Source organism: Terriglobales bacterium, assembly GCA_035567895.1.
GTDB lineage: Bacteria > Acidobacteriota > Terriglobia > Terriglobales > Acidobacteriaceae > Gp1-AA112.
Genome location: DATMPC010000058.1, coordinates 164228 through 178650 on the forward strand (window position 1 = coordinate 164228; position 14423 = coordinate 178650).

Consider the following 14423-nt stretch of genomic DNA (forward strand, 5'->3'; position numbering starts at 1 on the left):
GGCGGCATGTACGTTCCCAATCATCGCGGGAGGCCCTTCGGCCAACATCGGGCCTCAGGATGACAGATTTGGGAAGTACGGTCGAGACACATGCGCTGGTACTACAAATTGCCGCTCCGTCTGCGCTCGCTCTTTCGCAGGGAACAGGCTGAACGCGAGCTGAACGAAGAGATCCAGTTTCATCTTCAATCCCTGATCGACCAATACGTCGCGCAGGGAATGAAGCCTGAAACTGCGCGGTACACCGCCCTCCGCGAACTCGGCCACCTGGAGCCGGTGAAGGAGCAGTGCCGCGAAATGCGCAATGTGAACTTTATCGAGAACGTTCTGCAGGACGTCCACTTTGGCCTGCGCATGCTGCGGCGCAACCCCGGCTTTTCGACGCTGGCGGTCCTATGTCTCATTCTGGGAATCGGTTCCAATGCGGCGGTCTTCAGCTGGATCGAAGGCATCCTGCTCCATCCCTATCCCGCCGTCGCTCATCAGGACCGACTGCTCATGCTTGCGGCAACCAGGCGCGGCGAAATCGGTTACAACGGGTTCTCCTGGCCCGACTTCCTGGATCTTCAGCGGAGCTGCACGCTCTGCGATGCGGTCATTGCGGAGAAGATCGTTGGCGTCACGCTCAGCATCGGTGACCGGGCCGAAAGCGGCGCAGGCAGCCTAGTCTCTTCGAACTATTTTGACGCGCTGGGTATTCGTCCCATTCTCGGACGCGGCTTCGAGCCCGACGAAGACTTTGGTCGCAATGCTCACCCGGTAACTGTAATCAGCTATCAGCTATGGCAAAACCGGTTCCACGGCGATCCCGGCATCGTCGGGAAGACGCAGGTACTCAATGGGCTGCCGCACACCATCGTCGGCGTTGCTCCGAAAGGGTTCTATGGGACCTTTATCGGGTACTCCTGGAAACTCTGGGTGCCCATCTCCATGCAGGAGAGGTTCGAGCCGGGCGGATACAAAACGGAAAATCGCGGCGAGCGCTGGATCGAGGGATTCCTGCGCATGAAGCCTGGCGTGACCTCCGAGCAGGTCCAGGCCGAAGTCTCCGGGTTCGCCGAGCGGCTGGAAAACAACTATCCCGCGACCAATCGCGGCCTGGGCATTAACGTGCTGCCGTTATGGAAGGCTCCCTTCAACGGCGCGTCTTTCATGCTTCCCACGTTGGGCATTGGGCTGGGTATCGGAGTGTTTGTGCTCCTGATCGTCTGCGCGAACGTCAGCAACCTGCTGCTGGTCAGGTTTTTCGCACGGCGCCACGAGATTTCTGCTCGCCTCGCGCTTGGCGCGACGCGCGGCCGCGTGCTGCGGCAACTCTTCACAGAAGGCCTGATCCTCTCCATAATCGGCGCAGCCGGCGGGATTGTGCTCGCATATTGGTGTCGTAACCTTCTCGTCGTCCTGATACCGCCACGCAGCGGTCCTATCTTTTTGCCGGGACAGATGGACTGGCGAGTGCTCGTGCTGAGCGCAGGCGTGTGCCTTATTTCCACCGTATTGTTCGCGCTGGTGCCGGTGCTCGAGAGCAGCAAAGTCGATCTCGCCTCGGCACTCAAGTCCGAATCGGGAAGCGTGATTGGAGCGAGGGGAAGAGCACGCATACGCGCCGGCCTGGTTGTAGTTCAGGTATCGCTCAGCTTTGTGCTGCTGGTAGGCGCCTGCCTCGTGGTTCTGAGTCTCGAGAAGATTCGCACTGGAAGCCCCGGGTTTTCCACCGACGGGGTGCTAAGCACAGCCGTCAATCTGATGGCCGCTGGGTACGACACCCCGCGCGCGAAGAACTTTCAGGACGCCCTCATAGACCGCGTGCAGACGATTCCCGGAATCGAATCGGCTGCCTACGGCCGGGTCGCACCCCTCGGCTATCGCGACTACACGGAGGCTCCAATCGCCGTCGAAGGATATGAGCCTGCGCTGAACGAGCAGCCAATGCTGTCGTTCAACGAAGTTGGCCCATCGTACTTTTCTACTATGGGAATTCCCCTCATCTCCGGCCGGGAATTCACGCGCGCCGACAACGAAACCTCTCCCCCGGTAGCGATCGTGAACGAAGCGATGGTCACGCAGTACTGGTATGGCGAGAACCCGGTCGGCAAGCGCTTCCAGGTGAATGGACGATGGGTGCAGGTGGTAGGCGTAGCCAAACTCTCGAAGTATCGCAGCATCATGGAGGCGCCCAAGGCATTTTTCTACGTGCCCTTGCGCCAGAACTTCGCACCCACGACAGGCCTGGTTCTGCGAACCCAGCAACCCGCGGACGCGATCGCTAGAGCCCTAGCCCGCGAAGTGCACGCCCTCGATCCCGACCTCGCGCCCTACGCCGTGATCACCATGCGCGAGCAAATCGAACGGTCGACCTCAGGACAGCACGCAGCAGTAATGCTGCTCACCATCTTCGGCAGCCTGGCCGTGCTGCTAGCCACGATTGGACTCTACGGCGTGCTGTCCTACGCAGTCTCGCAAAGCACGCGCGAGCTGGGATTAAGGATGGCCCTGGGCGCCCGCGGCTCCGATCTGCTGCGCATCGTGATCTCGCAAGGTCTGTCACTGACCGCCACCGGTGTCATCGTCGGCGCCACGATCGCACTGGCGGGGACACGGCTGCTCGGCTATCTCCTATATAAGGTGAGCCCACGCGACCCGCTGGCTTTCGGATCGGCATTCGCAGTCATGATCGTTGCCGCACTGGCAGCCTGCTTCGTGCCCGCCTTGCGCGCGACGCGAACGGATCCCGTGCGGGCTCTACGTCAGTGAAGTTCAAGCGAAAATGCTTTGGGAGATTGCCAAGCAGGTATTGGTGTTGGGACCGCAACACACCTGAGGTGCGTATGCGTTGGTCGAGCAAATTGCGATTACGGTTGCGAAGCCTTTTTCAACGCGATGCGGTGGAGCGCGAGCTCGATTCGGAATTGCGCTTTCATCTTGAGGAACAGATCGCCGAAAACATTGCATCGGGCATGAAGCCGGACGAGGCGAAGTATGCCGCCTCGCGCGCGATGGGAGGAATAACGCAAATCGCAGAGCAGTGTCGCGAAGCTCGCAACGTCGGACTAGTGGAGACCACCTGGCACGACCTGCGCTTCGGCGCTCGCATGCTGGCGAAGAACCCGGCGTTTAGTACCGTTGCGGTCTTGACGCTCGCAGTTGGCATTGGCTTCAACACAATGTCGTTCAGCGCCGTGACTGCGTTGTTGTTCGGCGGATTGCCGGTAAAGGATCCCGATCGCTTGGTGCTGGGCGAAGCTTTGCGCGAAGGGTTCGATCCGGCTGGTACTTCGCAGTTGCAATACACCGTGCTTCGCGGCGAGCAGAAGGCATTTGCCAGCACGGCGCTTTCGATCGATCGCTCCTTTCTGCTGCGCGGGAACACAGAAGCCGAACAGGTTCATGTAGCGGCGGTTTCTCCTGGCTTTTTCGAGACGCTCGGGACCGCTCCAATTCTCGGCCGCGACCTATCGCGTGAAGAAAGCAGACCGGGCGGACCGGCAGCCGTGCTGCTCGCCTACGGCTTTTGGCAACGGCGCTTTGGCGGCGACCCGAATGTCATCGGCCAGTCGCTGGTTCTGGATGACCGCAGTTACTCGGTTGTTGGCGTCATGCCGCCCGGCTTTGATTATCCGACGCGAACGCAGGCGTGGGTCGCGCTCGAAGTCGATCCCGAAACGGCACCGATGCAACTGCGCACGGCGCACGGTTCCATCTTCGTCGCACGATTGCGAGAGGGGGTTTCGCTCCTTCAGGCTGCTCAAGCGAGCAAGGAGTCGGTACGTCACCTGGAACAGCAGTTTCCGACAGAGCGTGGATGGAGCTACGGCCTGCTCACCATGCGTCAGTGGTCGATCGGCGACGATGATGGACGCATGACGAGGGCAATAGTCGTGCTGGTACTGGCGATCGGCCTCCTGCTGTTGATCTGCTGCGTGAACGTCGCGAACTTGTTGCTGGTTCGTGGCGTGGTTCGTGAAGGCGAGCTGGCGATTCGGGTGGCGCTGGGGGCGTCCAGTTGGCGCATCGCGCAACAGTTGCTGACTGAGGGCGCAATGTTGGCGTTTGTCGGAGGCGCTGCCGGCCTCTTGCTCGCCTGGGGAATGCGCCCCGTCTTCCGCATGCTCAACCCTATCCAGCCTCACTCATTCGGTGAGGTCGCCACCGATTTCCGGATGGATACACGCGTGTTCATCTTCTGTTTCACCATTTCCATTCTGAGCGGACTCATGTTCAGCCTGCTGCCGACGTTGAAGCTGGTGAAGCTGCGCAATGTGATTGCAATGCTACGGCAACGCGAACATCGCGTCGGCGGCACCGCGGCACGCAGAGGATGGTTGCGCGCCCTGGTCGTAGCAGAGATCGCTATTGCGGTCTCGCTGTCCTTTGGCGGCGCGCTTCTGACTAAGAGCTTCTATGGTTTGGCAGGGCTTGATTTAGGTTTTCGTCCAGAACACTTGCTGACCATGCAGTTGCCACTCTCCGTCACTGAATACCCACACGAGACCCAGAAGGTCGCATTCCTGGATCGGGTTCTCGAACGCGTGCGCGCTTTGCCGGGAGTCGAAGCGGCAGGAGTCACTACGAGCCTCCCGATGCAGGAGTTCTCACCCGACACCGTGTTCACCGTGGAAGGCCGTCCTCCTCGCAATCCTTCCGATGTGCCAATTACCGCGCTGCGGCACGTGAGCCCTGGATACGCCGAGACTCTGGGTCTGATGCTGCTGGAGGGCCGGATGATCACCGCCGAGGATCGGGCTGACACACTACCGGTCGCTGTTATCACGGAGGAGATGGCGCGCCAGGCTTTTGGAGATGGCGATCCGATTGGAAAACGCCTGCGACGCGGCCGCCAGCAGGACACGATTTATCCGTGGCTGGTCGTGGTTGGAGTCGTAAGAGATGCAAAGGAGGATCGCCTAAATTTCCGCATTGCGCGGCCAGTCCTCTACATTCCATATGCTCAGCGCACCAATCCACCTTCTGGGGTCTTAATGGGCTTGGTTGTACGTACAACGGCTGATCCATCCGTGACCGCCAACTTCATACGAACATCGATCCACGACATCAATCCTTACGAGCCCGTGCTCGATGTCAGCAGCATGGACGCGATGCTGAATTCCGTGCTCTCCTCCGACCGCTTCAGCGCGCGAGTCATGGCAATGCTGGCGGCAGTTGGGCTGTTCCTGGCGGCGATAGGCCTCTATAGCGTCATCGCCTATTCGGTGACGCAGCGCACTGGAGAAATCGGCTTGCGTATGGCCTTGGGCGCGCAGCCTCGCAGCGTCATTGGACTGATCGCGCGCGAAGGCGGCGCGCTGGTCGGGTTTGGCCTCGTGGTCTCACTGCCATTCATGTTCGTCGTGGCCAGACTGCTTTCGAGCGTGCTATTTTCCGTGAGCGCCGGCGATCCCGCGATTTTGCTCGGGATCGTCTTACTTCTCACCTTTGTCGCACTCACGGCTTGCTTCGTGCCGACGATGCGCGCCATCCGGCTCGATCCATTGAGAGCTTTGCGCTGTGAGTAATACTCGGTGCACTACATACTCATGCCGCCGCCCATCTTGTCCCAGACCTTCCAGAATTCAGCCATCTCCTGGGGATTTCCCAGGGACACGCGGACGTGTGTATGCATCGCTGGGAATTTTCGCCCGATCAGGATGTTGTTCTTGCGGAAATGTTCAATCACTTCTTCGGCAGGGCGATGAGCATTCATCATCACGAAGTTCGCCTGTGAGTCAATGGGCTTCAGCATGCGCGCCATCGCCTGGTTGAAGAATTCCTGGCGATCATCGGCATTGCGTTTTGCCGCGGCGGCCAGGCTTTCGCTATCGCGCAGCGCAGCCAGCGCTGCTGCGGACGCCATTGCATTGATGTTGATGATAGTGGCGTACCGTCGCAAACTTTCTGCGATCGCGGGCGATGCGACAGCATAACCTAGCCTAAGTCCAGCTAGTCCGTAGATCTTCGAGAACGTGCGAGAGACGATCACGCGGTCATCGTTTACCGGGGTGTCGATAAACGATTTGTACTGCTGCGACGAAGCGGCGAAATGGTGGTAGGCCTCGTCGATGAGTAGGTGCGATGAGCTCGGCAAACGAGAGATGAGGCCCTGGAGATCATTTCGGGGAGTCAGCGATGCTGTCGGATTATTCGGATTGCAGACGTAGATGAGCGACCCTGCATTTTTTGTCGCCGCGAGCATCGCGCCTACGTCGTGTGCGTACTCATGCGTGAGCGGCACGCTTGCAACTGATGCCCCGGCCACACGCGCATAGTGGTCCATGGCTTCATACGTCGGTGTGGCTTGCACAAGTTGATTGCCGCTTCCGAGCAGCGCCATAGCCGTCATGCGCAGGATCTCGCTTGAGCCGCATCCCAGCACGATCTGGCTTGGCCGCACGCGGTGTAAAGCAGCGATCTCTTCCCCCAGCTCTCCGTAAAACGCAAACGGATATCGATTCGCTTGGCCCAAAGCGCTCTGCAGGGCATTTACCGATTTGGGCAAGGGGCCGTAGGCATTCTCGTTGCTATTTAGCAGGATCGGTCCCTGAGCGGTTTCAGTGCGAGCAGGTTCAAAGCTGACGGCCGCATTCGCCAAAGACCGTATCGGCGTAAGCCCGACAGCAGCGCTAACGCCGAGACCGCGCAGAAACACTCTACGTGATGCGTGCATATGTTCTCCCCTGACCTCCCACGACGTTAGCAGTGCTTATTGAATCACCAATGTCAGGTTCACACTGTGGCTCAAGTTGCCACTGGTTCCGGTAACAACCAGCGGATAGGTGCCGGGCTGCGCCGGTTTATTCACGCTGATCGTCAAGGTTGAGTTGCCCGAGCCCGAGATTGTAGAGGGACTAAACGACGAACTCGTCCGGCTCGGAACTCCACTTACGCTCAGCGTAACAGTTCCTGCGAAACCATTCACTGGCGCCACTGAAACTGTATATGTTCCCTGAGATTTGCGGGCAATCGTCCCGCTTGTCGGTGTCGCGGACAAACTGTAATCCGTCGGCGCGCTCAAGACCAATGTGACAGACGTAGTGTGCACGAGTCCGCCACCAGTAGCGGTGATCGTCAACGGATACGTTCCGAGCGGGGTTGATGACGTGGTGTTGACAGTCAGAGTCGAGGATCCTGATCCCGTCACCGAAGTTGGATTGAACGTTGTGCTCGCTCCGCCAGGCAGTCCACTCACGCTGAAGCTCACTGCGCTGTTGAAGCCGCCACTGGCCGAGGCGTTAACCGTGTAGCTTGCGCTCGATCCAGGTGTAACGCTGCGCGATGCTGGAGTGGCCGAGACGCTGAAGTCGGGAATGGACGATACCTGAACAAAGTTCGCAACTGAGGGAACACCTGCGGAGTTCAGGAGAAACAGAAGATAGTAACCGGGAGGCGCGATGTTTCCGTTCGGAGGCCCGGTTACGCTGAGGTGAGTGGCGTCAAGTACTGAAAATGACAAGCCGACGAGCCGCTGGTCCATACCAAACGCGTGCGTCGCGGCGCCTGCGCGCACCAACACAACAGAAGAGATATTAGCCGCATTTGGGCTGTCCACTGTGAAAGCGCCACCATAATTGATGCCCGCCGGAGATGCTGTAATCGTTGGCTGCGTCGCAGGTACTACATTGCCTAGTCCGTCAGTCGTGAACAAGTACGCTGGCTTGTAGATCTCCATGCGTTGTTCGTACGAGCCACGTTGCGGGTTTCCGCCCGCGACCCACACGGTGGCATCAGGCATCAGGAGGGCGACCGAGTGATACAAGCGTGCATAGGCGTTCGCTCCCGCAGAAGAAAAAGTATTTGACGCGGGGTCGTATAGATCTGCGTTTAGGCTGGCAGTGGCGGTGTCTTCGTCGTTGTACGAACCACCAAGAGCCAGAACCTTACCGTCCGGCAGCATCGTCGCGTTCATTTCGATGCGCGGTTGGGACATAGCGGGCCCGAATACCCAGGATGGGCTTGGAGAGGAAAGATCAATGAGCTCGGTTGTAGCAGTCGAGGGATTGCCGCCTCCCAGGATCAACACGCGTGGAGTGTAGTTGTTGGCCGGCGTCAGCGGCAGGAGCACTGAGGTGCCATATGTCCGAGTGCCGCTATATCGAGTTGTGGCGACGTTCGTCCACGTGCGCGCGCCCGGATCGAAAACTCGCGATTGCGTTGTTGAGCCGGAATAGAAAACCTTTCCGTTGGGCAACACGTGCAGACGCGGGTAAAGAGGAGGGGTCCATCCAGCGGCAAATGCTGAGCTCCACCCGCTGCCCGCTGTATAGAACTCGACTGTCGTGTTGGTGCTGCCGTTCTCATCCAGGCCCGAGAATGTTAGGAGCCGCCCATCTCCTAGAACTGTAGTGGTGGGATACCACCGGCCATGCGCCATGTTTTGTACGTCGGTAAACGTGTTGGTCGCAGGATCGTAAACGGAGTTGTTAAGCGCTCCGTGAAATGGATCGTATTGCAGTGTGCCGCCGTTGACCAGAGGACGTCCGTCGGGAAGGATTGACATGCCGTTGCAGAACATGTCCCACCCGACTGGTTGAGTCGTGATCGTTCCGGCCTGGGGATCCCAGAGCCCCGCTCGATAATTCGTGTTGCCTGCCACGTTCCCAGAACCTGAAACAATTAACACCTTGCCGTTGTTCAAGAGTGCGACATGCACCGGATTGATTGGCATGTTGTAGGGCAGCGTAGACCAACTCCCGGTTACGTTGGCTTGCCCCCACGCGAATGGAGTCGTGAACGCAACTGCTAGAAATGCAAGAAACGAGCAGACTGAGACCTTGTCGATACGATGGCGCATAGTGATCCCTCCAAACGGAAAATGGGGCCGTTGGGGGAATGCCAAATGCTAAGACTGAATCGGGAAGCGAAGCTCAAGAAGTCGGAGTGCCGACACACTTGAGATACCGACAGAAGATGAGTCGTATCCTGCGGCACCTTGAATGGATTGTCAATGTGCAAGAGTTTGCACACACAGCGATGAGTAAGAACGACAGGTGACTGGTTCGGAGATAGCGACTAGTGCTCGCTGTCTCGGGTGATGGAGTACAACCGCAGGCGATAAATATGCGGCTGATGTGGATCGAGCATTAACTGTCGTCCTTGATTCGTCTGATCGCCATTCAGGCGCCTCTCCGTGATCCATTTTCCGTCGGCGCGAGTGACCTGCTCAACACCTTCAATGCCAGCAATTCCCGAATCGAGATCAGGATCGCGGGCAATGCTGACGGTTAAGCCGCTGCCTGCAACGTAGAACTCTAAGGGTGCTGCTTGCAGGATCAGCATGGCGCCGTCGTCAGCAACGATGGTCCTTGCCGGCGAGGAACGCGAGAGGGTTGCCTCGAACAGAAATCCTCCCAGGGGAACTGTCTGTGTGGGTCGCGGGCTCGTGGTATGCAGCACCAAACCGCGCGTCATTCCAGCTGCTTGGGCTGCCGGCAAGAGATCGCGCATGCTACCCAGCAACTCGTACGTCTGCATGATCGCGGGTTTAGGATCGTTTTCCGGCAGCTTCAAGCTATCAATCCCAAACGGGCAGAAACCGAAGGCGCGCCCCTGCCCATAAGCATAGAGCGCGTTGAACGAAGCACTATCGAGTCTCGCTTCGGGAATAAAGATCGGATTGCCAGAGATCTGATAGCGCTGCACCCAGTATTCGAAATTAGGCCAATAGATATCGGGCGAGTAGAAATCGATGCTTGAAGCTGCCGCGCGCCAGACCTCCAGATAAGAAGGGTGCGGGCCTCCGCTCGGATACTCGCCTGCCCTTTCCTGCGGCGCAGGGAGCTGCGCGTTGACGTACATGGGCAGCGCGTATTCGCGCTTTCCGGCGTGAACGACAGCTTCGATGTAAGTTGCGTAATTCCACGCCATGAAGGCTTCGTTTGCGGCGTCGCCAAAGACCTCGCTCCAAGTTCGGCCTTGTTGATTGAAATGTGCTGCCAGTTCTGGAGATACCTGAAGGCGTTTGGCTCCAAGCGCCCGGATCAATGCGTCTGGTACGCGTCCCTGAAATTGTCGATTTGCTTCCGCGGAGCGGTCCCGCCCCGGGCCAAGGTAGCCGACTTCATTTTCGACCTGCACCATTAAGACTGTCTGCTGATCGGAATCCTTTTCGCGCACGTGTCGAATCAAGGCCGCGAATGCGCGGCTGTCGGCGCGGCGAGTCTCCGCAGGTAGAGTCGAGAGAATCTCCAGCGGCTTTCCGTCGGGGGATTCGGAGCGAGGGAAGCGCTTGGTGTCGGACTTCACCCAGGCCGGAGCGTAGTTGGAAAAGGCATTCTTCCAACTGCCAAACCACAGTGGCACTAAGTGCATATTGTGTGCTCGCGCGGTATCGATCCAGTGGTCGAGGATGCTGAAGTCGAAGCTGCCTTCCTTTGGTTCGAGCTGCTCCCAGGCGACAGGCATCAGGATTGTGTTCACGTGCATCGCGGCGAGCTTGGGGATGATCGAGTCTGCTTGCGCAGCGGTGCCAGCCGAGGAATTGCCTAGTTCGCCACCAAGGATTAGAAATGGCTGGTCCTTCACGATGAGTTGACCGGTTCCGTTCTCCATACGGATGTGCGGCAATTCGGCGGCATGGACTGCCGCGATGGCAAGTCCGAGGAAGACGACGCTCAGATATATGGGGCGGACAGTGGTTGTCACGAATCCTCCAAGCGCAGAATTATCCGGTCTCTTGGCATTTCCGACTAGTGGGAACATTCGTACGAATTACGCGACCAAATACAATTTCGTGTATCTAAATGAAGTCATCCTGAGAACCAGAAGCTGTAATCGTTCCTTTCGTTTCCTTCATTCGCTGAGAACTGAAAGTGAGCATGGCCAAACCAATCTTACTGAGTGTCGATGACGATACTGACGTTTTGCGGGCGATAGAGCGCGATCTTCGTTCGCAGTACGGCGCTGAATATCGAGTGATCGGTAGCGATTCTCCTGAAGGCGCACTCAATCTGTTAAAGGATTTGAAAATACGCAATGATAATGTGGCCTTGCTCCTGGTTGACCAGCGCATGCCGCATATGGACGGAGTGGAGTTCCTACGGGAGGCGATGGGAATCTTTCCTGAAGCCAAGCGCGCACTGCTGACCGCGTACGCAGACACGAATGCGGCCATTAGCGCTATCAATGAAGCCAATATCAACTATTTCTTTCTGAAGCCCTGGGATCCTCCCGCTGAGCATCTGTATCCGCAATTGGACGATCTGCTCGATGACTGGCAGGCTGGGTTCCGTCCAACGTTTCAGGGAATCCGCGTGCTGGGCACACGCTGGTCGCCGCGTTCGTATGAACTGCGAGACTTCCTCGCACGCAATCACGTTCCATATCAGTGGATTGACGTCGAGCTTTCCGCGAATGATCCGGAGACAAAGCGACTTCTCGAGGCTCTTGGTCCCGAGGCGGCCAATCTTCCTGTCGTGCTTTTCCCAGACGGTACGAGGCTTTTCGAGAGCGTGCCGGCTGACGTGGCGCAGAAGGTTGGGCTGCGAACACGCGCTCAAACCAGCTTCTATGATTTGGCGATTGTTGGTGGAGGTCCGGCTGGCTTAGCTGCTGCGGTTTATGGAGCCTCCGAAGGCCTGCATACGGTGATGGTGGAGCGCGAAGCTCCGGGCGGCCAGGCTGGCATGAGTTCCCGAATCGAGAACTATCTCGGATTTCCAACTGGACTCAGCGGCGGTGATCTTGCTCGACGTGCTGTCGTACAAGCCCAGCGTTTTGGAGTGGAAATCCTGGCGCCGCAGGAGGCGGTCGGCATTCGAACGAAAGGCTCTTACCGAATTATCAAGCTGGCGGATGGAAACGAGATTTCGTGTCACGCGCTGATGATCGCCACGGGTGTGCAGTGGAGGCGCTTGGAAGCTCCGGGAGTCGATCGGTTGCAGGGTGCGGGAATCTATTACGGCGGCGGAGCTACTGAAGCGCTATCGTGCAAGGATGAGATCGTCTACGTTGTAGGTGGGGCCAACTCCGCTGGGCAAGCCGCCATGAACTTTGCTAGATACGCTGCGCGCGTCGTAATTCTCGTTCGCGGCGACTCTCTGTCCAGCACAATGTCTCAATACCTAATCGACCAGATTCAACAAACGCCGAACATCCAGTTGTGGACACACGCCAGCGTGGCCGAAGCGCACGGTGAAGAACATCTGGAAGAGATTTCGGTGCTGTGTTCCGATACCGGCAAGATCGAGCGTGTGCCGGCAAACGCGATGTTTATCTTCATCGGTGCATTGCCGAGGACGGATTGGCTGGCACATGTAGTCGAGAGAGATGAACGCGGTTTCCTGCTGACAGGTCCGGATCTCTTACGTGGCGGGCAGCGCCCGAAGGGATGGGGACTCGATCGGGATCCGTTCCTGCTCGAGACAAACGTCCCCGGCATTTTTGCTGTGGGCGATGTTCGTCACGGTTCGATCAAGCGCGTCGCTTCGGGAGTAGGCGAGGGATCGGTGGCTGTGCAGTTCATCCATCAGTATCTAAGCAAGGTCTAAATGGTCGAGAAATCCGAATTACTTCGCGTTTCGGCTTTTGCCGATCTTCCTAATGACCAGCTCGACTGGTTCCTCTGCCATGCGCAGGAAATGCATCTAGTAGCCGGAGAAATATACGTTCGCGCAGGTGATCCGGCTGACTCGATGTTTGTAATTCTCGAGGGCCAAATGCAGTTCCGCGGCGAATTCGGCGGCGAAACTATCATCATTACGATCAAACCGGGCGAAGTCACTGGGATGCTGCCCTTTTCCCGCATGAAAGAGTTCGGCGTCACTGGCCGGGCTATCACGGAGGGTCGCATCCTGAAGTTCCCGGCTTCATTGTTTCCCGAACTTGTACAAAAGATGCCGGAACTGACGACGCGCCTGGTAGCTCTGATGTCGGACCGGATTAGGGAAATCACTCGCATCGAGCAGCAGCGGGATCGCCTGGTTTCTCTAGGAAAACTCTCGGCTGGACTGGCTCATGAACTCAACAATCCCGCTTCTGCTGCGACACGCGCAACGAGTCAACTGCGGAGTATTCTCAAAAAGATCAGAGACGCGAGTCTCGAATTGGGAAAGCGCAATCTCACTCCTGGGCAGAAATCAGAGATCGAGAAACTCGAAGTCTCGTTCACGCAGACGGATGTCCTTCCACCCGATGCGCTGACAATCGCCGACCTGGAGGATCAAATCGACTCTTTGCTGCGCAGCCATGGCCAGAACGATCTCTGGCAATTGGCAGCGAGCCTCGCGCGAAGAAACATCAAGCCCGAGGTCCTTGAGTCCTTGTTCGCAAACCTCGATGCCGAAACTGCCCGAGCCGCTCTTGTGCGGATCGCTGCCTCAGTGGAAGTCGCGAGTTTGTTACACGAAATCGAGAGCGCGACTTCGCGCATCTCCGACCTGGTTCGCGCGATCAAGGAATACACCTACATGGACCAGGCCCCGATACAGAACGTGGACATCGTCAAGAGCCTGGAAACCACACTCACCATCCTGAATCACAAGTTGAAACACGGAGTAGTCGTGAAGCGCGATTATCAGCCCGTGCTTCTCGTGAATTCATTCGGAAGCGAGTTAAACCAGGTCTGGACCAACATTATCGACAACGCGATCGACGCCATGCACGGAAAAGGAGAACTGCGAGTCCGTACCTATCGTGACGATGGTTGCGCTGTAGTCGAGATCGGAGACACCGGCCCCGGCATCTTACCCGAAGTTCAACCGCACATCTTCGAACCGTTCTTTACGACCAAAGGAGTCGGAGAGGGTACTGGGCTCGGCCTCGACACCGTGCAACGAATCGTGAAGAAACATCGCGGAAACATTCAGGTAACTTCCAAACCCGGGGACACGCGTTTTCAAGTCTGGCTGCCGTTGGCGGAGACTCAGAATTAATTCTTACGAGCTGCTGCGCTGGCCTTCTTCAATAGCGCAATCTGCGCGGTGTGATAGACGCAATGATCGATGGTCCCGTGCAGCAGCGTGTAATTGTCGTGATTTCGGCCAGGGACTTGCTGGTTGAGCTTCTCGTGGGTGCTTGCTTCAATCGCTTCGCGCAACGCTGCGTGTGAAGCTTCGAGGCGAGCGAGAATCGCCTTCCACTCGGCATCCGTTACTCTCCGATTCGTGGGCCAATCGTCCGGCGTGTTTAGGGGCGCAGTGACCGTCTCTCCGAGAAAGCGGCGTAGCTCAATTTCTTCCCAATAGGCGATATGAAGCACGAGTTGGAGGATGGAGTGCTGTCCCACGATGGGAGCGCGTGAAGCTTGTTCAGCGGTCACATCCTTCAATAGAGGCTTTAGCGCAAGACCATGCCAGGCTTCGCCACTTCCATCTCCTTCATACACCGAGCGGTATAATTGGGCAATGCGTGTTACTTCACTCATCGTGATCTCATCCCAGGCAGCAAATTAAACAGAATCGGCAATAGGATTTCGAGAATCAGCCACGAGTTGC

Annotated in this window: 8 protein-coding genes; 4 read left to right on the top strand and 4 right to left on the bottom strand. The window is 57.6% G+C overall.

Translation table 11 applies throughout. From position 1 onward, the window contains the following. The first annotated feature begins 90 nt into the window (after positions 1 to 90). On the top strand, positions 91 to 2754 hold the full coding sequence (locus VNX88_11720) for an ABC transporter permease (GenBank protein HWY69329.1): 2664 nt from the start codon (positions 91 to 93) through the stop codon (positions 2752 to 2754). Positions 2755 to 2828: 74 nt separating this feature from the next. Then, positions 2829 to 5513, top strand: a complete 2685-nt coding sequence (locus VNX88_11725) for an ABC transporter permease (protein HWY69330.1) — start codon at positions 2829 to 2831, stop codon at positions 5511 to 5513. An 11-nt stretch (positions 5514 to 5524) separates the two neighbouring features. Here VNX88_11725 and VNX88_11730 read toward each other — a convergent pair whose 3' ends face one another. The 3 genes from VNX88_11730 to VNX88_11740 form a co-directional block, all read right to left on the bottom strand. Further along, positions 5525 to 6661 (bottom strand): aminotransferase class I/II-fold pyridoxal phosphate-dependent enzyme, encoded by a 1137-nt coding sequence (locus tag VNX88_11730; protein ID HWY69331.1) that lies wholly within the window; start codon positions 6659 to 6661, stop codon positions 5525 to 5527. 36 nt (positions 6662 to 6697) lie between these two features. Then, positions 6698 to 8785 carry a galactose oxidase-like domain-containing protein gene (locus tag VNX88_11735; GenBank protein HWY69332.1) on the bottom strand — a complete coding sequence of 696 codons (2088 nt, stop codon included), beginning with the start codon at positions 8783 to 8785 and terminating at the stop codon, positions 6698 to 6700. Between the two features lie 218 nt (positions 8786 to 9003). Continuing rightward, complete coding sequence (locus VNX88_11740) at positions 9004 to 10635, bottom strand: DUF5597 domain-containing protein (protein ID HWY69333.1); 1632 nt, start codon at positions 10633 to 10635, stop codon at positions 9004 to 9006. A gap of 173 nt (positions 10636 to 10808) precedes the next feature. On the opposite strand from VNX88_11740, the gene VNX88_11745 reads away from it, so the two are divergent. Continuing rightward, on the top strand, positions 10809 to 12479 hold the full coding sequence (locus VNX88_11745; protein ID HWY69334.1) for an FAD-dependent oxidoreductase: 1671 nt from the start codon (positions 10809 to 10811) through the stop codon (positions 12477 to 12479). After that, positions 12480 to 13862 carry an ATP-binding protein gene (locus VNX88_11750; protein HWY69335.1) on the top strand — a complete coding sequence of 461 codons (1383 nt, stop codon included), beginning with the start codon at positions 12480 to 12482 and terminating at the stop codon, positions 13860 to 13862. On the opposite strand, the gene VNX88_11755 is transcribed toward VNX88_11750, so the two are convergent. Beyond that, on the bottom strand, positions 13859 to 14353 hold the full coding sequence (locus tag VNX88_11755) for a DinB family protein (protein ID HWY69336.1): 495 nt from the start codon (positions 14351 to 14353) through the stop codon (positions 13859 to 13861). The two genes, VNX88_11750 and VNX88_11755, sit on opposite strands and share 4 nt — an antisense overlap. Positions 14354 to 14423: the final 70 nt, after the last annotated feature.